At 36.2% G+C, this 16,180-nt stretch carries 21 protein-coding genes and 1 pseudogene; 12 read left to right on the top strand and 10 right to left on the bottom strand.

Going from position 1 to position 16,180, the window contains the following annotated elements; all coding sequences use genetic code 11:
* Positions 1-36: 36 nt before the first annotated feature.
* The 4 genes from CD001_RS04460 to CD001_RS26255 form a co-directional block, all read right to left on the bottom strand.
* Complete coding sequence (locus CD001_RS04460) at positions 37-684, bottom strand: 2TM domain-containing protein (protein ID WP_096186369.1); 648 nt, start codon at positions 682-684, stop codon at positions 37-39.
* 13 nt (positions 685-697) lie between these two features.
* On the bottom strand, positions 698-1,096 hold the full coding sequence (locus CD001_RS04465) for a permease prefix domain 1-containing protein (protein ID WP_096186370.1): 399 nt from the start codon (positions 1,094-1,096) through the stop codon (positions 698-700).
* Complete coding sequence (locus CD001_RS04470; protein ID WP_096186371.1) at positions 1,093-1,422, bottom strand: PadR family transcriptional regulator; 330 nt, start codon at positions 1,420-1,422, stop codon at positions 1,093-1,095. The genes CD001_RS04465 and CD001_RS04470 overlap by 4 nt, the downstream gene beginning before the upstream one ends.
* Positions 1,423-1,726: 304 nt before the next feature.
* Entirely contained in the window at positions 1,727-1,888 is a 162-nt protein-coding gene (locus CD001_RS26255; protein ID WP_179298597.1) for a hypothetical protein, read from the bottom strand.
* Between the two features lie 416 nt (positions 1,889-2,304).
* Between CD001_RS26255 and CD001_RS04475 the strand changes: the two genes are divergently transcribed.
* Both CD001_RS04475 and CD001_RS26260 read left to right on the top strand, forming a co-directional pair.
* A complete protein-coding gene (locus tag CD001_RS04475) occupies positions 2,305-2,523 on the top strand; it encodes a transposase (protein ID WP_096186372.1) in 219 nt (72 codons plus the stop codon).
* 159 nt (positions 2,524-2,682) lie between these two features.
* Positions 2,683-2,829 carry a hypothetical protein gene (locus tag CD001_RS26260; protein ID WP_179298598.1) on the top strand — a complete coding sequence of 49 codons (147 nt, stop codon included), beginning with the start codon at positions 2,683-2,685 and terminating at the stop codon, positions 2,827-2,829.
* 328 nt (positions 2,830-3,157) lie between these two features.
* Here the strand turns inward: CD001_RS26260 and CD001_RS26670 are convergent, their stop codons facing one another.
* From CD001_RS26670 to CD001_RS04490, 3 genes are all read right to left on the bottom strand, one after another.
* Positions 3,158-3,610: a hypothetical protein gene (locus CD001_RS26670; protein WP_096186373.1), complete on the bottom strand. Its 453-nt coding sequence runs from the start codon at positions 3,608-3,610 to the stop codon at positions 3,158-3,160.
* 77 nt (positions 3,611-3,687) lie between these two features.
* Positions 3,688-4,116 carry a hypothetical protein gene (locus CD001_RS04485; RefSeq protein WP_096186374.1) on the bottom strand — a complete coding sequence of 143 codons (429 nt, stop codon included), beginning with the start codon at positions 4,114-4,116 and terminating at the stop codon, positions 3,688-3,690.
* A gap of 328 nt (positions 4,117-4,444) precedes the next feature.
* Positions 4,445-5,029 carry a TetR/AcrR family transcriptional regulator gene (locus CD001_RS04490; RefSeq protein WP_179298599.1) on the bottom strand — a complete coding sequence of 195 codons (585 nt, stop codon included), beginning with the start codon at positions 5,027-5,029 and terminating at the stop codon, positions 4,445-4,447.
* Positions 5,030-5,170: 141 nt separating this feature from the next.
* On the opposite strand from CD001_RS04490, the gene CD001_RS04495 reads away from it, so the two are divergent.
* From CD001_RS04495 to CD001_RS04510, 4 genes are all read left to right on the top strand, one after another.
* On the top strand, positions 5,171-5,716 hold the full coding sequence (locus CD001_RS04495) for a hypothetical protein (RefSeq protein WP_096186376.1): 546 nt from the start codon (positions 5,171-5,173) through the stop codon (positions 5,714-5,716).
* A 12-nt stretch (positions 5,717-5,728) separates the two neighbouring features.
* Positions 5,729-6,358 (top strand): GNAT family N-acetyltransferase, encoded by a 630-nt coding sequence (locus CD001_RS04500; RefSeq protein ID WP_096186377.1) that lies wholly within the window; start codon positions 5,729-5,731, stop codon positions 6,356-6,358.
* 211 nt (positions 6,359-6,569) lie between these two features.
* Positions 6,570-7,085 (top strand): DinB family protein, encoded by a 516-nt coding sequence (locus tag CD001_RS04505; RefSeq protein ID WP_096186378.1) that lies wholly within the window; start codon positions 6,570-6,572, stop codon positions 7,083-7,085.
* Positions 7,086-7,357: 272 nt separating this feature from the next.
* Entirely contained in the window at positions 7,358-7,882 is a 525-nt protein-coding gene (locus CD001_RS04510) for a GNAT family N-acetyltransferase (protein WP_096186379.1), read from the top strand.
* Between the two features lie 117 nt (positions 7,883-7,999).
* Here CD001_RS04510 and CD001_RS26790 read toward each other — a convergent pair.
* Positions 8,000-8,188 (bottom strand): annotated as a pseudogene (locus tag CD001_RS26790) (aldo/keto reductase); the annotation flags it as partial.
* A gap of 142 nt (positions 8,189-8,330) precedes the next feature.
* On the opposite strand from CD001_RS26790, the gene CD001_RS04520 reads away from it, so the two are divergent.
* Positions 8,331-8,765, top strand: coding sequence for a VOC family protein (locus tag CD001_RS04520; RefSeq protein ID WP_096186380.1), 435 nt, complete (start codon positions 8,331-8,333; stop codon positions 8,763-8,765).
* A gap of 13 nt (positions 8,766-8,778) precedes the next feature.
* Positions 8,779-9,711, top strand: a complete 933-nt coding sequence (locus CD001_RS04525) for a Gfo/Idh/MocA family protein (RefSeq protein WP_096186381.1) — start codon at positions 8,779-8,781, stop codon at positions 9,709-9,711.
* Between the two features lie 644 nt (positions 9,712-10,355).
* Here the strand turns inward: CD001_RS04525 and CD001_RS04530 are convergent.
* Positions 10,356-11,129 carry a TraX family protein gene (locus tag CD001_RS04530; RefSeq protein ID WP_096186382.1) on the bottom strand — a complete coding sequence of 258 codons (774 nt, stop codon included), beginning with the start codon at positions 11,127-11,129 and terminating at the stop codon, positions 10,356-10,358.
* Positions 11,130-11,750: 621 nt separating this feature from the next.
* Here CD001_RS04530 and CD001_RS04535 point away from each other — a divergent pair.
* The 3 genes from CD001_RS04535 to CD001_RS04545 are packed head-to-tail and all read left to right on the top strand — an operon-like array spanning position 11,751 to position 13,592.
* Positions 11,751-12,122 carry a GntR family transcriptional regulator gene (locus CD001_RS04535; protein WP_096186383.1) on the top strand — a complete coding sequence of 124 codons (372 nt, stop codon included), beginning with the start codon at positions 11,751-11,753 and terminating at the stop codon, positions 12,120-12,122.
* 5 nt (positions 12,123-12,127) lie between these two features.
* Positions 12,128-12,994 (top strand): ABC transporter ATP-binding protein, encoded by an 867-nt coding sequence (locus CD001_RS04540; RefSeq protein WP_096186384.1) that lies wholly within the window; start codon positions 12,128-12,130, stop codon positions 12,992-12,994.
* Positions 12,987-13,592, top strand: a complete 606-nt coding sequence (locus tag CD001_RS04545; protein ID WP_096186385.1) for an ABC-2 transporter permease — start codon at positions 12,987-12,989, stop codon at positions 13,590-13,592. Before CD001_RS04540 ends, CD001_RS04545 begins: the two co-directional genes overlap by 8 nt.
* A 162-nt stretch (positions 13,593-13,754) precedes the next feature.
* Here CD001_RS04545 and CD001_RS04550 read toward each other — a convergent pair whose 3' ends face one another.
* Positions 13,755-14,627, bottom strand: coding sequence for an NAD(P)-dependent oxidoreductase (locus CD001_RS04550; RefSeq protein ID WP_096186386.1), 873 nt, complete (start codon positions 14,625-14,627; stop codon positions 13,755-13,757).
* Positions 14,628-15,276: 649 nt separating this feature from the next.
* Between CD001_RS04550 and phaZ the strand changes: the two genes are divergently transcribed.
* Complete coding sequence (gene phaZ / locus CD001_RS04555) at positions 15,277-16,179, top strand: intracellular short-chain-length polyhydroxyalkanoate depolymerase (RefSeq protein ID WP_096186387.1); 903 nt, start codon at positions 15,277-15,279, stop codon at positions 16,177-16,179.
* Position 16,180 lies beyond the last annotated feature (1 nt).

The following is a 16,180-nucleotide window of genomic DNA, read 5'->3' on the forward strand; positions in this document are numbered from 1 at the left end:
TTCCCCCTCGATTCTTGAAGTGATCCTTCAAGAAATTTATTTAAGGATTTGAATGCTTTGTTTTTTTAGGTAAAAGAAGTACATGCTTAATGGCCACCACAAAATGAGAAATATAGGGTATATTGCCCAAATCGTGTTCGGTGTGGATACCACATTTACTGTGATAAAAAAGATAATCGTTATGATACTGCAAAGAGCTGAAAGTCCAAAATAATCTTTTTTTCTAGTAAAATATAAGACGAGCGGCCACCACAATACGACAAAAGCAGGGTATATAGCCCATGGGTATTCGGGTGCAAGCAATATATTTAAGACTGCGTAATAGAGAATGATGCTGCCACTAGTAACTACTGCAAAAGTTAATGTCTTGGTTTTTTTCCCATAAGCGACTGCAATGGGCCATAATATCGCTGGAAGCGTAACGTACAGAAACCAGGGATGATTGGGTGAGTGCATATAATTGAGCGTGATTATAAAAACCATAAACATGAAACTGCAAAATATGGCATTCAGCAAATAATATTTCGTTTTTATAAAAATCAAGCTAAATAACCAAACTAAAAGTATAAAGGTTGGATAAATAAACCATAAATATTGAGGGCTAGTAAGTAAGTTTACGGTAATTAAAAACAGTATACTCATCAGGCTACCCATTGCGGCAAAACCAAGCTGATACTTGTTCATGAATAATCCCTCCTTATTTGGTTCGTAACCAATAGTAAAGCATCGATAGCGGCCACCATAATACGACAAAAGTTGGATATACAAACCAAATCACATCAGGTGTGTAATAGAAATTCATAAAGACAACGAGCGCGATAAAAAGAAAAGATCCCCATATCGAGAAACCTAAATTTAATTTGGATTGGTTCTTTTTTTGGGGATTGTTTACGCCTAGCTCACTTTTTATGTCCTCAATATCTCCAAACTCAATAATGGCTTTATTAATGGCATCCTCTTCCTCCTTGCCTTGCTCCATTAAGTCAGTTATTTTTTCTTCTAGATTTCCCTTAATTTCCTCTTTGATGATCTCTCTTCTCTCACTTTTAGGCACATCCTTAAATAATTCATCTACATGATGCTTGATATTTTTCAATCTAATCCCTCCATGAACATGTCAATGATTTCTTTGGTTTCTTGCCATTCTTTGTAAGTTTCTTGTAGGAAAGCCTTGCCTAACATGGTGATTCTGTAGTACTTCCTCTTACTACCGTGTGTTATATCTCCTGAATACGATTCTATTAATTCTTTGCGTTCTAATCTTTGGAATGCGGCATATAGTGTGGCTTCTTTTACCTGAAACCGATTTTGTGTTCGTTTGCTGATCTCTTTGGATATCTCATAGCCATATTGGTCCTTCTCAAAAATCAATCGTAATATAATTGAGTCCAAATGCCCGCGAAGTATATCGCTTCTAATAATCCTCCACCCCCTTCAACATACTACTCCAGCAATTTGTTCTATTTGATAGAGTAATTGTATAACACATTACTCTAGCTGTCAAAGTAGTTTTATTAACTTTGATTGGGAATGGGAGAATTTTGAGATATTTGCATGCGTGACTTGTTCCACTGTGTCATTCGAAATAATAATTAACATACAATTATGTATAATTGATGCTTGGCATAAAGAGCTAAGTGAAAGGAATTTCTATTGGTTTCGTATGAGTTAGGTATTGGTTCTAATTAGCTTAACGAATGTTATTATTGTTTTGAAATTGATATCATTAAGGGAGGTTATTTTGTTGGAACAAGTTGTTGATAATCGCTGTGCTATCTTTTTTCTTAGCAGTTGGTATTTTATTTGTAAATATACTTAAGAGTGGAATTAAAGAAGGTTCAGCGATAATCCTAAGCTTTTCTAATGCCGTAAAGTTTCTTCTGGACACAAAAAACCCCCCAAAGGTAAACAGATTGGATCCAAAGGGGTAAAACGGTACAACTTTGTATTAATTTTGTTCCAAACCAGATAAAATCTGTCTGTTTGGATACATCTTGAATATTTAACCATCTGAAGCAGGAGTTAACCCACCCTTCCGTTAACTGAATAATTCATTTATTTGACCAATATATATACACAATTTAGGCTTGCTCAGCAACCAAAATTCATAAAAAAAGTCTTAAAAGAAAAACTCCATGCAACTCATTGTAACGCGATATGAATGACTCTATTCCTAGTTAATTTGCTAGCACGATAAATATTACAAAGGAAAGTGCATAAATTCCCATTAAACCAAGCGACACTTTAGCTAACCTTGTTATAATTGAAAACTTGAATGTAAGTACTATCAAAAAATGGAGGCTCTTGTATGAAGAGTCCGGTGTTGCTGGTCTTGAACCGATAAAAAATCATAAATCTTACTCAACGGAACTGAAACAGGCTGCCGTTCGTGACTATCTTTCCGGCGGAATTTCACAAAGTGAAGTTACAAGAAAATATGGGACCTCAACCAGAAACGTTCTCATGGGTTGGTTCGAGCTTTATAATGGTCATAAAGCGCTAAAGATGGCAGGAAAGGATTGAGTGCTCTGTGACCAAGGGAAAGAAGGTTTGTCTCGAGGAAAAGATGGAAATCGTCAAAGTGGCAAACCTTTCGAAAGACAGGGACAGGAATCCATGGGGGAGCCAGACTCAACTATGACACCGGACGTATAAGAGGGATTTGAGAGGAGGTGTCCAGGGGTGGCAGTATCTGAAAAGAGGGATCAAATTTGGGACAAAGAATGCGAGGAATTGATTAAAAAAGTGATGGATATAGGTTTGACAGCAGAAGAAGTGAAATCATTCTTTGCACAGAAACTACAGAAGAATAGAGAAGATAAGGAATAGCTCCAGACTTTATTATGGGGATGATATTACTCTAGATCAATTCCGATTCTTAGATTTCCACAAACAAATTTGTTTACAGTTTATTGATTTATTTGTGGCATCTTATGTTAATTCACCTCATCCTCCCAACAATAAAGATAAATTAGCTGATTACATTGTAGATTCTTTATAGATTGCAGGTCTCAAATTATGCCGGAAATGTGAATGAAGATAAGGAAACAAAGCCATAGGCGTGATTCTGCCGTTGTATTTACGTTCAACTGAAAATCCTCAACATAGGAACCTCCTCGCATGACGTAAAGAGGTTTCTCAGCTCCTATCCTTTTTCTTATTTCGGCAAATTCACGTATAAAGGACATAGAACCAGAAAAAAGGACGGCCATTTGTTTATATGACCGTCTGTTTTACCCGATTTAATATTTACTCTTTTGAATGTAGAACAAACAAACATAAAACTAAAGAGGAAGTAAATTAAATTATCATCTTCATTAAAGAACGGGTATAAAATTAGTGAGAGTGAAAAACCAAGTAATCCAAAAGTTAACAAACCAACAAGAGTATTATCCTTGAGTGCTCCTAACAACTTATATAAACCTTCTCCAATTAAGCAACCAAAATACGCTATTGGAATAATGAACATAGAATGTATTATAGCAGCAACTGCAATCATTTCTAAAGCAGATAAAGATAAAATATCCCTGATTGCAAACAGTATCATTATAATAATATTTAAACTAAGGGCAAAAATAATCGTTCGAATTGAAGATTTGAAATGTGACATATTATCACCTTAAAACCTATTTTCATAAACTAAATAATGTATACACCATAGTATGAATACCTATGGTACATTTTTAATTAAAATGATGCAGACCAATGATGTGTAGTTCCAGGCGCGGGTAATAAATTTGAAAATCCTTCATTGTCCCTTGTATGGACAATGAAATTCATAGCGCTCTCCGGTATATATATCATAACTTCATGGGCAGGTGCTTTATCGTGATACCCATTTATTGAACCTGAACCATTACTGTTAAAGATCGCTCTATAGTTATATCCAATGGATGGAGCAATTCCATATGGAATACCGATAACATGCCTGAAATTCCAATATGCGTTACTTCCATCAATCTCTGGTCTTAAAATATCTGCTTCATAGTCTGTCTGCGTTCGAGTTTCAACATAGTCCCCACTACTGTCATAACGTAGTGTTGGTTGAACATGAACACCAGAATCACCTCGCACAAATGGGTCAAACCGAACATTTTGATTTGTAAAATCAGCCATAACATTTGTTCTAGTCCGGTAACTGTCTGAGAATGGGTCAAAATCGGCGCTTCCTTCACTAGTTTCTCTACAGTATCTTACCTAATTCCCCGTTTTTGTTCCATATTTGGGCTATATTAGGCACTCGGCAGTCTGGGATAAATGTGGTATATTGCACTGCATACCTGTTTATTACAGAGAAGCTGGTAGTGTGGAGAATAGCGGTTCGAACGCGCTAATCTCCATTGATTGACACAACGTCGATTTAATCAACGAGTGAACTGAATATAGTAGTGCTTGGAGAGAGCACCAAATATATGAAACGGCGGAAAGGCCGTTTTTAATTCGATCAATCATTCTCATTCGATGTTAATCCGTAGAAAAATAATTGAAGTAGTTGATCCATTTCTTCATCATTCTCACGTTTGCCATGAACGCTTATGTGTTCACTGATTTCATAAAAAAATAGTTTGAAGTGTTTTAATAAGACTTTATCCGAAAAACCTTTTGCAATATACCCTTCTGTTTTTCCTATGTAAACCAGTCTATGAAAAAAGGATTCTAACTTCTCTTCCACACCACGAAGAAAAAAATGAACAGGTTCAGGATCGTGACTCTGACTCATATTAGCCAACAGTCTGAGGTTATGAGCCTCCAGTGTCATGATGTCTTTTATCTTGTCATTGAAAGATTTACCCGATTGAAGGATGACATCATATTCATGTATTTTTGAATCTACCCAATCATGAAGCATGGAATGGTAAAGTTGTTCCTTCGTTCCAAAGTAGTTATAGATCGTAGCGGGAGACACACGGGCTTTAGCGGCGATCTCATTGACACTGATCTTGTCAAATCCATATTGGCTAACCAAATCAAGTGAAGCAGAAAAGATCTGCTTCATTTTTTTTTCCTTTCTTTTTTCAAATCCATCCATACGATACCACCTCATATTCAGTTTATCTCAAGTTTTAGAGTATTTCAATTCACATGCTATAAAACTATTGTATATATTGTTATATAGTTTTATACTTATTATGTATAAATACTACATAATTCCATTGTGGGAGGGTAATAAATGAGAGACATAGAAATTCCGGCTTTTTTTCATGAGGTTTTTGGAGAAAGACAAAGTGTTCTGCACATCATCGTGATCTTACTCTTCGGAGCGATGTTATCTTCAGTATTGTTTTATTTGTATCCAAACATGTATATCGACCTTGCACTATGGCGTAGTGTGCTAGCGTTTATTTTAGTGTTTGATATATTTTCAGGGTGTATCGCCAATTTCACACAATCTACAAATGAATACTACGCAAATAGAAAAACGAAACGTATCGTCTTCATATCTATTCATGTTCACATATTGCTCGTTGCAGTGCTGCTTCATATACCTATTATTTCAGTTTTGATGGTTTGGTTGTATACGATTATTTGTGCATTTATCATTCAATCCATCGAAGGTAGAAATCAAGTTTTTGTGTCTGGTTTGTTATTGTCGCTAGGGGTAGCATGGATGCCAATGCTTGAAATGGAAACTTTTATGCTGATTGTCAGCATGCTTTTTATGGTCAAAGTATTGTTCAGCTTTAGTGTCAACCATTATAGAACTATACGGAAGTAGGAGGCGTTATTGATGAGCAGAGATGACCATATTAGAAGGTTAAATAGGTCGGATAAACGAAGTTTTGTTCATCTCATGGTAAAATCATTTGAAAAAGATCCATTATTCATTGCTTTATTTAAAGATGGTGAGGTAGATCAAAAATTCGAGGAGCGTGCTTGCGCGTTTATTTCCTTTCTTTTTGATAAAAGCTTTTACTTGTCAGAAGAAATATGGGGCATCTATGATCAAGATAAGCTCATAGGCGCGTACATCATCGAGATGCCTTATATGAAAGGAACTCAAAAGATTTTTGATGGACTTAAGCTAGTCGGTAGGGTCATTCAACTTCTAAAAAATCTATCGTTGAAGACAATCATCAAGCTGAATCGTTATATGAAGGTATCCAGAAGCAATGTTCCGAAGCTGCCCTTGTATTATCTCATTATGATTGGCGTAACGCCATCCAAACAAGGATATGGTGTTGGCGGTCAGTTAATGCAGCATATCATGAAACAAGTTCGTGAAGATCATCGTTCTTTTGGGATTGCATTAGATACTGAAAATAAAAAGAATATTAGCTATTATAAGCGGTTTGGATTTTGTCTATATAGTGAAACACAATTTGACGACATCACCATTTACGGTATGATGAGAAAATAAACGATCATGAGTACGTGGGGGGATTTATTTGGAATTTAATACGGAAAGATTAACAATCAGGCCGTTTAAGAGTAATGACTTACATGATGTATTTAACATTTACAATAATGATGATACGTAAACAGAAGCAATGTTCCGAAGTATTTTAGAAGGGTTTTAAAGCCTTTTAACGAAGTATTAAAATACTAATCTACGAGTGGAGGCTATTGAAATGTTAAAACTGTTTCAATATAACTGGCAGGTTCGTGATGATTGGTTTACATGGTGCGATGATATAGCGGATGAAGAATTATTAAAGAAACGGATTGGAGGGTTCGGCAGTATCCTACATACCATGTTTCATATTGTGGATGTGGAATACATGTGGATTTTAGCCTTGCAAGGCGAATCGGTGCCAGTGGAGCCATCGTTTGAGGATTATACCAGTTTACAAAAATTGAAAGAACTTTCAAAGCAATGTCGCAGTAAAGTGGAGCCATTTTTAATATCTTGGACAAACGAAATGGAATCACGTGTGCTCTCAGAATCTGATTTCAATGGGGAACCTGTTAGTCTTAGACAAGAAGGGTACAGGCGTTGCGTCACTTCCAGCCAACATGGGGAGATTATGCGTCATGTCATGGTTCACGAAATACACCATATCGGTCAGTTATCTGTATGGGCACGTGAAATAGGAAAAGAGCCTGTTTCTGCGAACCTCAGGGGAAGAGGGCTTTTTGACAATTAAAACTAATAATAGATTACCAGAAATAGCGCGATGTTGAACAACATAGTTAGAGAATGATCAAATTTTTTTTTGAAAATCATACTTTAATGTACTGATAAAGAATCCATTCTTATTAAAGATTTTAGAAATGGATTCTTTTTATTTACAATAAAAAACACCGGTTTGTTAGGTATTTTTGATCAATTTATACTTCAAAACAAAAGCCTAAGATTTAACGTAAAGTCGTGATATTTTACTCCTTTTTGATATGATAATCTAAAGGGGGGATTTATTTGGAATTTAATACGGAAAGATTAACAATTAGGCCGTTTAAGAGTAATGACTTACATGATGTATTTAACATTTACAATAATGATGATACTTGTAAATATCTCTTGCATGATAAGTGGACACATGAAAATATGCAGGAAGAATTTAATAAGAAACTAAAAAATAGTGCACTCACAAAAGAAACAATGTTAAGTTTGGCGGTAGTAAACCGTTCTAACGTAATTGGTGATTTATCTGTATGGTATACAGACATGAAAGATACTGTAGAAATTGGCTATAGTTTTTCGAATGAAGCTTCAGGGAAGGGGTATGCAACAGAAGCCGTGAGTAATTTAGTCCAAAAGTTATTTGATGAACTTGATGTACATCGTATACAAGCGAACCTTGATGCAAGAAATAAAGCATCACAAAAGTTATGCGAGCGTATAGGTATGAGAAAAGAAGCTCATTTCATTCAGGATTTTTGGAATAAAGAGGAATGGACAGATAGCATTGTATATGGAATGTTACGTACAGATTTAATATGATCCTTTAAATCTAGTGGGTAATAAATATCTACCACTTAGTTTTGGAAATAATAAGGTCTCATTAGTTAATAATGGTCTATTTTGATAAAATCTATCAAATATCCTGTCCGCTGGAGTAAGAGAAAAATCAAAAATTAAAATGTTTTCAAGTCTATCGGGAGACGCTGATTTAGGAATCGAAATAGCACCTAGTTAATAATGCCAACGTAAAATCACTTGAGAAACCGATTTGTTATCGTTTTTCGCAATTTGCTGAAACACGTTATTTTGTAATACGTCATTCGCTCGAACTAAAGGGCTCCAGGAAGAATCATTTAATAAGACACCATTTACCAGTTTATCTAAATTACAGGACCATCTTTCCAGTGTGAATTTCAATGATTTTGGTATACTAGAAGAAAGCGACAAAGGAAAGAAGATTATTCACTTTAAAAAGGGAGTGTTCATTATGGTCGGAGTAGAGTTTGATATGGTTGTGAAAGATAGCTTAAAAGCATTAGAATTATACGAACGTATATTTGATATTGAGCGTGTGGAAGTTTCAGACTTTCCTCAGGGTGAAAATGAAGTTGTTTTTACTCTTTACGGCGTACATTTTCATATGTTGGATGAAAACCCAAAATTCCATTTAATTGCACCAACACATGACGACCCCAAAACGAATTGGGTGAATGTTACTGTCCCAAATATTAAAGAAGCCTATGCCAAGGCGATGGATTTAGGTTGTACGGAAGTGCAACCGGTGACTGAACTTACTGATTACGGATTGTCGAATGCCATATTCATGGATCCATTTGGTTATGTATGGATGCTTCATCAAGTACACAAAGAAGTGAGTCATGAAGAACGTATACGACTTTGGGAAGAAAAAAGGGATCAGTAAAAGGTTGGTGGGATTGGTGAAATCTAGAATCGGTATGGTAGGATTAGGAGGTATCGCTCAGAAAGCATACTTACCTCTTCTTTCAAAAGAAACAGATTGGACATTTATAGGAGCTTTTTCACCTAGTAGAGCAAAGAGAAAGGCAATCTGCAATCAGTATCGTATACAAGATTATGATAGCGTGTCAGCATTGGCTCAAGAGTGTGATGCCGTTTTTGTACATAGCTCTACTGAATCACATTATGAAGTCGTTTCACAACTACTTAACAATGGGGTAGATGTCTATGTCGATAAACCATTAGCAGCATCTGTCTCGGAAGCAGAAAAGCTAGTCGAATTAAGTGAGAAACTAGGAAGAAAGCTCATGGTTGGATTTAATCGTCGTTTTGCTCCTATGTATGTGAAAGCAAAGGAAAAAGCTAAAAATATTGCATGGGTACGCATTGAAAAGCATAGAACGGACAGTGTCGGCCCCCATTCTCATAAGTTTACGATGTTAGATGATTATCTTCATTTAGTCGATACAGCACGTTGGCTCGCTGACGGAGATCTCAGTGTGCTGCATGGGATGATGCAAACAAACGATAACAATCAACTTTTATATGTACACCACCATTATGAATCCACCCAACATGTATCTTTCACTACAGCTATGCATCGAAAAGCAGGGACGAATATAGAGCAAATAGAACTCGTTACAGATGGAGAAATGATCCGTGTGAAAAACATGAATACGACCGAAATCGAAAAAGAAAATGTAATCACTACGACATTGTCTTCTTCATGGGATACAACTTTAAAACAACGTGGCTTTGAAGATGCTATACATCATTTCATTTATTGTATTCAAAATGATACGAAGCCCCTTGTTGACGGGCTAGAAGGGTTAAAATCTCAACTACTTGTTGAGCAGTTATCAAAACAAAAAATTAGTTCTATGAGTTAATAGCTTTTTGCCAGTTTTGTTCCCGAACAGTTTAAACGGTTGTTTCATGTATATGTACACGGAGGGTATCCGCAAAATGGAAAACAATCCGATGAAAAAAGCGCCAGGCCAAACTGGAACGGGACGCCGAAGCACAAAGACAAGCAGAACTACGACGTAAAGAACTCGAAGAACGTTCTCGTCAGATGGCTGAACAAGAACGGCAGCGACAAGCGGAATACACAAACTTCGGTGGGCAGTACAAGACGATTTTCAAAGAATCGTTCCCGAGTTTATTGAGTACCTATTTAACAACCCGGCATATCATGACGTCCACTCGAGTGCACAGACGAAAGCGTCGTTATTTACGACATCATGCGCCAGGTTGAACATCCAAACTCTGTCACAAAAGAGACAGCGAAAGATCCGCAGAAGGTTTTGGATCTTGATCGCTATATCTTAGATACGTAAACCTTAGGGTTTGGGAAAAAAATCAATATTCTAACGAGGTTGCGTAATCAAGCTATTCGTAATTTAAACCGCAGTGATTTCGGTTGTGAAATCACTGCGGTTTTTTTGATTATATTATCGCTGTTTTTTGGGCATCATCAAACAAAAAAATACACCCGCGAGAACAGCAGGTGTACATACATCATTTACAATTATCAAGGTAATATAAGTGTCCCTATATACCAAAGTATTATGATGTGTAGAGGGTAAAATATGTAGAATAAATACTTTAAACCGATCCCCTTTTTACCATTGTATAACAGAAAAAGAGGTAAAGCGAAAATCATCATCCATTGATAGTCAAAAAAACCAAACAAAAGTGGCAGTATTCCATCGGGTCTCCACCCCCATCTTCGAACCAGGTAAAAAAGTGCGAGACAATAAAAACTATAACCCGTCGCAACTTTCCATCTATTATCGTTCGCAAAATAAAAGAAAAGACCTAGTAGAATCATGAGAGGGCCACCCTCAACTGCAAGAACGTTTCCAGAAATTTGGCCTGTGAAAATGTTTAATGGATTTGATAACGGCAGTGAACTAAATAAGAAAAGAGAAATAAATTGCCAAGCAAAGAATAATAGAAGAAATTTTATTTTCTTATTTTCCAGCAACATAATTAGAAGGGTTATTAAAAATAAAGTAGAGAAGAAGTTCAGCTCAAGATACGGGCCACTCAAATCTGTATAGTGAACACGTAAGTTTATAAATAGATTTATAAAGCCCATTCCGACTGCAGCTACGCCTAAACGTACCAAATACTTTGTCCTGTTAGACGTGTTTTTAAAACCGATAACTACGCAATAAATAAAAACTGGTGCTGCAATCCTCCCTACCCACCCCATCCATTCTGGTGTCCCCGATATGAATAATCCATAATGGTCAATAAACATGGCTATCAGTGCAATAATTTTTAGCAGAGTGCTTGTCATGAATTTTCTCCTTTAATGTAAATGTTCGACATAAAGACAAACGCCAAAGAAAAACTTTGGCGTTTGAAAAATAGTATTATACTACTCTATGTTTTTATTTTATCGTATGTGTCCTGTAACTTCACTAGGAGCATGAAATCTTAAGTAATAGTCACCTGAACTATCCAACCCGCTTGGGAACGCAATATGAGTTGAAGTAGGACTTACATTATATCTTGCAACCCTAGAATCTACCCAATTACTTCTAGATTTCATAAGATCTACCGTCAAAGTGTCGCTCCGAAAATTTTTAATTTCTAGCCTTTTCAGAGACTTCACAGCTCCGGTCAGTTGTCTTCTAATTTGTCATCGCGTTTATCAAACCCGTAATCATGCGGATACTTATTAATGACTTTGTAAGCTTTTAGTCAAACTTATTTCAAATCTCCATATGAAAATAATTATGTTTCTTCAAATAAAATAGTTGCACGACAATTAAAGTGTGTATATAATGTATATACAGTATATATACATTATGTGAGGTTGATGTTACATAATAATGTATGGTGACCTTGCAATTGCTACTCGGATTCAAGCAGTGCAGGATCTTCATTGAATAAAAAATATAGAAGAGGGATTGGCATGAAAATCATTATTTCCAACAGTTCAAAGGAGCCAATTTATGAACAAATTACGAATCAAATAAAATCGTCTATTTTAGCAGGGGAATTAAAAGAGGGGACAGCAATTCCTTCTATGCGCAAGCTCGCAAAGGATTTACAAATTAGTGTTATTACGACGAAGCGTGCCTACGAGGAACTGGAGAAAGCCGGATTTATCTACTCTATTGTCGGAAAAGGATCGTTTGTCGCAGAACAAAATTTAGAGGTCATGAGAGAGAAGAAGCAGAAGGTCATCGAGGAGCAGTTGAGTGCAGTCATTACGAATAGTAAAGAAATTGGACTGTCACTTGATGAATTACAGCAATTATTGAAGATTTTATATGAGGAGTGAAACGAATGGAAAATGTAGTTGAATTAAAAAATGTAACGAAAAAATTCAAAGATTTTTCCGTTAATAATATTGATTTACATGTGAAGAAAGGTTTTGTCACAGGGTTCATTGGAGCAAATGGAGCGGGTAAATCGACAACAATAAAAATGATGATGAATCTATTAAAACCTGACGCTGGGGAGGTAAAGCTTTTCGGCTTGGATTACGCAACGCATGAGAAGGCGATCAAGGAGCGCATTGGGTTTGTGTACGATGGCAATGTATTTTTTGAAGGGCTGAACTTAAAAGATATCAAGCGCATCGTTGCACCCGCTTACAAACATTGGGATGATCAACTATTTTATAAATATATTGAGCAATTCGAATTACCGCTTAATAAAGCGATGAAAACTTTCTCAAAAGGGATGCAAATGAAGGCGTCATTGGCGATAGCACTATCACATCATGCAGAGCTGATCATTATGGATGAGCCAACAGCAGGATTAGACCCTATTTTTAGACGGGAGCTTCTCGATCTTTTACAGGAATTAATGGTTGATGGTAATCGTTCGATTTTTTTCTCTACGCATATTACGACAGATTTAGATCGTATTGCAGATTATATCGCTTTCATACAGAGAGGGGAATTAGTGTTTAATCAATCCATTCACGACGTAGCTGAAAACTATGCGCTCGTTAAAGGAGGAATGGATCTTCTCGATCGAGACACGGAAAAGGATTTTGTTCATATTCATCGCGCAGCAACAGGTTTTGAGGCATTAACAGATAATATTGAAGCAGTGAAAAATACTTTTGGAAATACAGTTGTCATTGAACGCGCTTCTCTAGAAGATATTATGTATTACTTAAAAGGGGGCAAACAGCATGTTTAATTTGATTAGGCGTGATGTCATAATACAGAAAAGACAGCTATTAATCTTTATTCCTTTTATCTTATTTTTTATCATTATGGGCGCTCATCCAGCTTTGACTTTTCTCGTTGCTAGTATTTTTATTCCCTTTAACACATATGGTTATGATGAAAAAGTAGAGACAAACATTTTATTAAATTCCTTACCATATACACGTACGGAAATTATTGCATCACGCTATCTTGGTGCTATCGTTTATATGGTTTTAGCGATTGGCGTGACTAGTGTAGCGTTATTTGCTTTCAATAAACCTTTTTCATTTACTGACATAGCGATTGGCAGTGGCTTATTTTTACTATTTGCTGCACTTACCTTTCCATTATTTTATATTTTTAAACAAGGCTATATTACAACCGTTGTAATCATTAGTTTTATCCTATTAACTTGGATGGCAGGGCCTGTTGTATCGTTTATTAATGAAAACTTAACAGCGATAACTGCTTTTATCGTTAACTTATCCATCCCAGTTTTATATATGGGGGCGACCATTATTATTATGTTCGTCTATGCTCTTTCTTGGGGGATTACCAATATCATTTACAAGCGAAAAGCGTTCTAAGTTGTTTTTTGATCAAACTTTATTTCAGATCAGCATTTACAAAAAAGATGTTGCTTTACAAAATAGGCATTTACCTGAAAAAGAGCCATTCATTTTCGAGTGGCTCTTTTGTCTTTCCACGATACTTTTCCATTCTATTTAGTGCACCCAAAACTCAACAATTCAAATGGATGATCGCTTCAGTATATCGGTTACTCTGGCAAAGGACTCCTTGCCATATCCTTGGTCAATTGCTCTCTGCGCCCATGCTTTGGCCGAATGGAGAACACTCGCATCAATCCTATGAGATTCTGAAACTTCAATAATGTGATTCATAGAGGCGACGTTTGAAATCAGGCTAGAATCGTCCTGACTATATTTTTCCTCATCTACTTCCTGAGCCAGACCAACCAAAATATTTGGCAGAATATCGACGATGCCTTGAGCAAAAGGAGCAAACTCACGTGCAGATATGTTTTCTTTCCCGGCTATGGCTAGACTGTGTACGTACCCACTCATGGAAGTCCAGAAAAAATCAAGTAATGCCACATCGAACGCTGCTGCGCGACCGTAATCGGAGCCAAGATAAGCCGGTGTTCCGCCTAAGTTTTTTAAGGTCTGCTCATGATCCGTAAACACTTCTTCAGGACCGCTGTACAAGACTACTGCCTCATCGGTTCCGATCGTTGGTGTCGGGCTCATAATAGCCCCGTCCAAATAAGTCGCTCCTTGTTCTTGTACCCATTCGGACATGCTTCGTGCTCTTTCTGGAGAGTCTGCGGTTAAATTCACCACCGTTTTCCCACTCAACTTATCAGCAGCAGAATGAAGGATTTGTTCAGCAGCGTCATAATTCAACACACAAATAATGACCAACGGACTTGCTGATATGGCCTTTGCAGCTGTGTTTGCAACGGCAGCTCCTTGTCTTTTAAGGGAATCGGCTTTTTTAATCGTACGGTTCCATACGTTGGTATCGTACCCCTTTTTCATAAAAGCACTAGCCAACGCTTGCCCCATCGGTCCCAATCCAATCACTGTTACTTTATTGTTCATTGCATTTCTTCTCCTTTCATTTTGGAAATTTCTCTAATCACATTGTAAACAATGACACTAGTGTTAGAGTCAATGGTAAATTCACACGTTGCAAATTACCACTTTAGATAACCATTAACAACACCCAAATAATTAGACTAGTGTAGAAAAAATGAATTGAACAGCTGATTAACGAACTGTTGAGTGAACTTAGTATTCGTTTAGAGTAACATCATAATTAAAAATATTAGTAATAATTTGACTATTCTTACCAAATATCTTACTATAAACATAACAAAAAGTCGGAAGGGTGAAAAAAGGCGCATGATCATATAATCCTAACTTTAGAAGAAAACGATATCTTGACCTTGGGTTCAATTTCAACATCGTATTGGAATGGACTTCGTTATCGATCGTTTTTCTGAGATAGGATTAGTGTGATGTGCTTATTAGACTGAAAAAGAAAGTTGTAATCCAACTATTCTCTTTAAGTCTTTATTTGGTGCTACATGCCCCTGTCTCGGTTAAACGAGGTTAGGGGGCTATTTTTGTTTTTGTGAACGAAGTTTAAATAGTGAAAGGGGATCAAACACAACGGATGAAAGAAGTTAATAAAAAATTTAAACACTATAAGTGCATGAGTTCTTAATATTAGAAAAGGAGGATTTTGATGTTTAGAGAAATAAAAAAATTAGAATTGTCTAACGGTGAAACATTAGCATATAGGGAGAGTGGTCAGGGGAACGATGCGATAATCTTAATACATGGAAATATGGCTTCTTCCCAACATTGGGATATACTCGTGGAACATATCAATCCAAATTTCAAGGTCTATGCGATCGATTTACGGGGTTACGGTGAGTCAACCTATCATCATCCAATAAATGATATCGATGACTTCTCACAAGATTTGAAGTTGCTTGTTGATAATCTTGAGCTCAGTTCTTTTCACCTAATTGGTTGGTCGAATGGTGGAGGAGTTGCAATGCAATTTGCTGCCAAATATCCAGAACATGTAAAGAAAATGATTTTACTTTCCTCTATGTCTACTCGTGGATATCCTCTGTTTAAGAAAGATGAAAACGGAAACATAATAGAAAGATTAGAAACGAAAGAACAAATAGCAGCTGATCAAGTATTACAAAGTCTACTTAATGCACAAAAAAGAAAGGATAAAGCATTTTTTAAATTGGCCCTAAATCAATTGTTATACAAAGATAAACAACCGAATGGACAGCGCTATGATAAGTATTTAGAAGAGATTCTTAAACAACGGAATATGATAGATGTAGCTTATGTAGCAAATAAATTCAACATAAGTGAAAGTTCAAATGGTTTGACTAAAGGTACCGGAGAAATTCGAAAAATTGAGTGTCCTGTACTTGTATTATGGGGAAGGTATGACCTTATGACTTCTGAAGAGATGACACAAGAAATCGTTGAAGACTTTAAGAATCATGGTAAACAAGTTGACTGTGAATATCTAGAAACAGGTCATTCCCCTTTTACAGATGATAAAGATACATTACTTTATTCAATACAGAATTTTTTAAATGCTGAAATGATAAAATAGG

The sequence above is a fragment of the Evansella halocellulosilytica genome (assembly GCF_002335745.1).
In the GTDB taxonomy this organism is placed as follows: domain Bacteria; phylum Bacillota; class Bacilli; order Bacillales; family Salisediminibacteriaceae; genus Bacillus_CA; species Bacillus_CA halocellulosilytica.

Bases quoted from the DNA above. Each gene is read 5' to 3' on its own strand.
- CD001_RS04550 (WP_096186386.1), bottom strand. From the start codon at position 14,627: ATGAACAATAAAGTAACAGTGATTGGATTGGGACCGATGGGGCAAGCG.
- CD001_RS04500 (WP_096186377.1), top strand. From the start codon at position 5,729: ATGAGCAGAGATGACCATATTAGAAGGTTAAATAGGTCGGATAAACGA.
- CD001_RS04530 (WP_096186382.1), bottom strand. From the start codon at position 11,129: ATGACAAGCACTCTGCTAAAAATTATTGCACTGATAGCCATGTTTATT.
- CD001_RS04540 (WP_096186384.1), top strand. From the start codon at position 12,128: ATGGAAAATGTAGTTGAATTAAAAAATGTAACGAAAAAATTCAAAGAT.
- phaZ (WP_096186387.1), top strand. From the start codon at position 15,277: ATGTTTAGAGAAATAAAAAAATTAGAATTGTCTAACGGTGAAACATTA.
- CD001_RS04535 (WP_096186383.1), top strand. From the start codon at position 11,751: ATGAAAATCATTATTTCCAACAGTTCAAAGGAGCCAATTTATGAACAA.
- CD001_RS26670 (WP_096186373.1), bottom strand. From the start codon at position 3,610: ATGTCACATTTCAAATCTTCAATTCGAACGATTATTTTTGCCCTTAGT.
- CD001_RS04505 (WP_096186378.1), top strand. From the start codon at position 6,570: ATGTTAAAACTGTTTCAATATAACTGGCAGGTTCGTGATGATTGGTTT.
- CD001_RS04520 (WP_096186380.1), top strand. From the start codon at position 8,331: ATGGTCGGAGTAGAGTTTGATATGGTTGTGAAAGATAGCTTAAAAGCA.
- CD001_RS04490 (WP_179298599.1), bottom strand. From the start codon at position 5,029: ATGGATGGATTTGAAAAAAGAAAGGAAAAAAAAATGAAGCAGATCTTT.
- CD001_RS04495 (WP_096186376.1), top strand. From the start codon at position 5,171: ATGAGAGACATAGAAATTCCGGCTTTTTTTCATGAGGTTTTTGGAGAA.
- CD001_RS04460 (WP_096186369.1), bottom strand. From the start codon at position 684: ATGAACAAGTATCAGCTTGGTTTTGCCGCAATGGGTAGCCTGATGAGT.
- CD001_RS04485 (WP_096186374.1), bottom strand. From the start codon at position 4,116: ATGGCTGATTTTACAAATCAAAATGTTCGGTTTGACCCATTTGTGCGA.
- CD001_RS04545 (WP_096186385.1), top strand. From the start codon at position 12,987: ATGTTTAATTTGATTAGGCGTGATGTCATAATACAGAAAAGACAGCTA.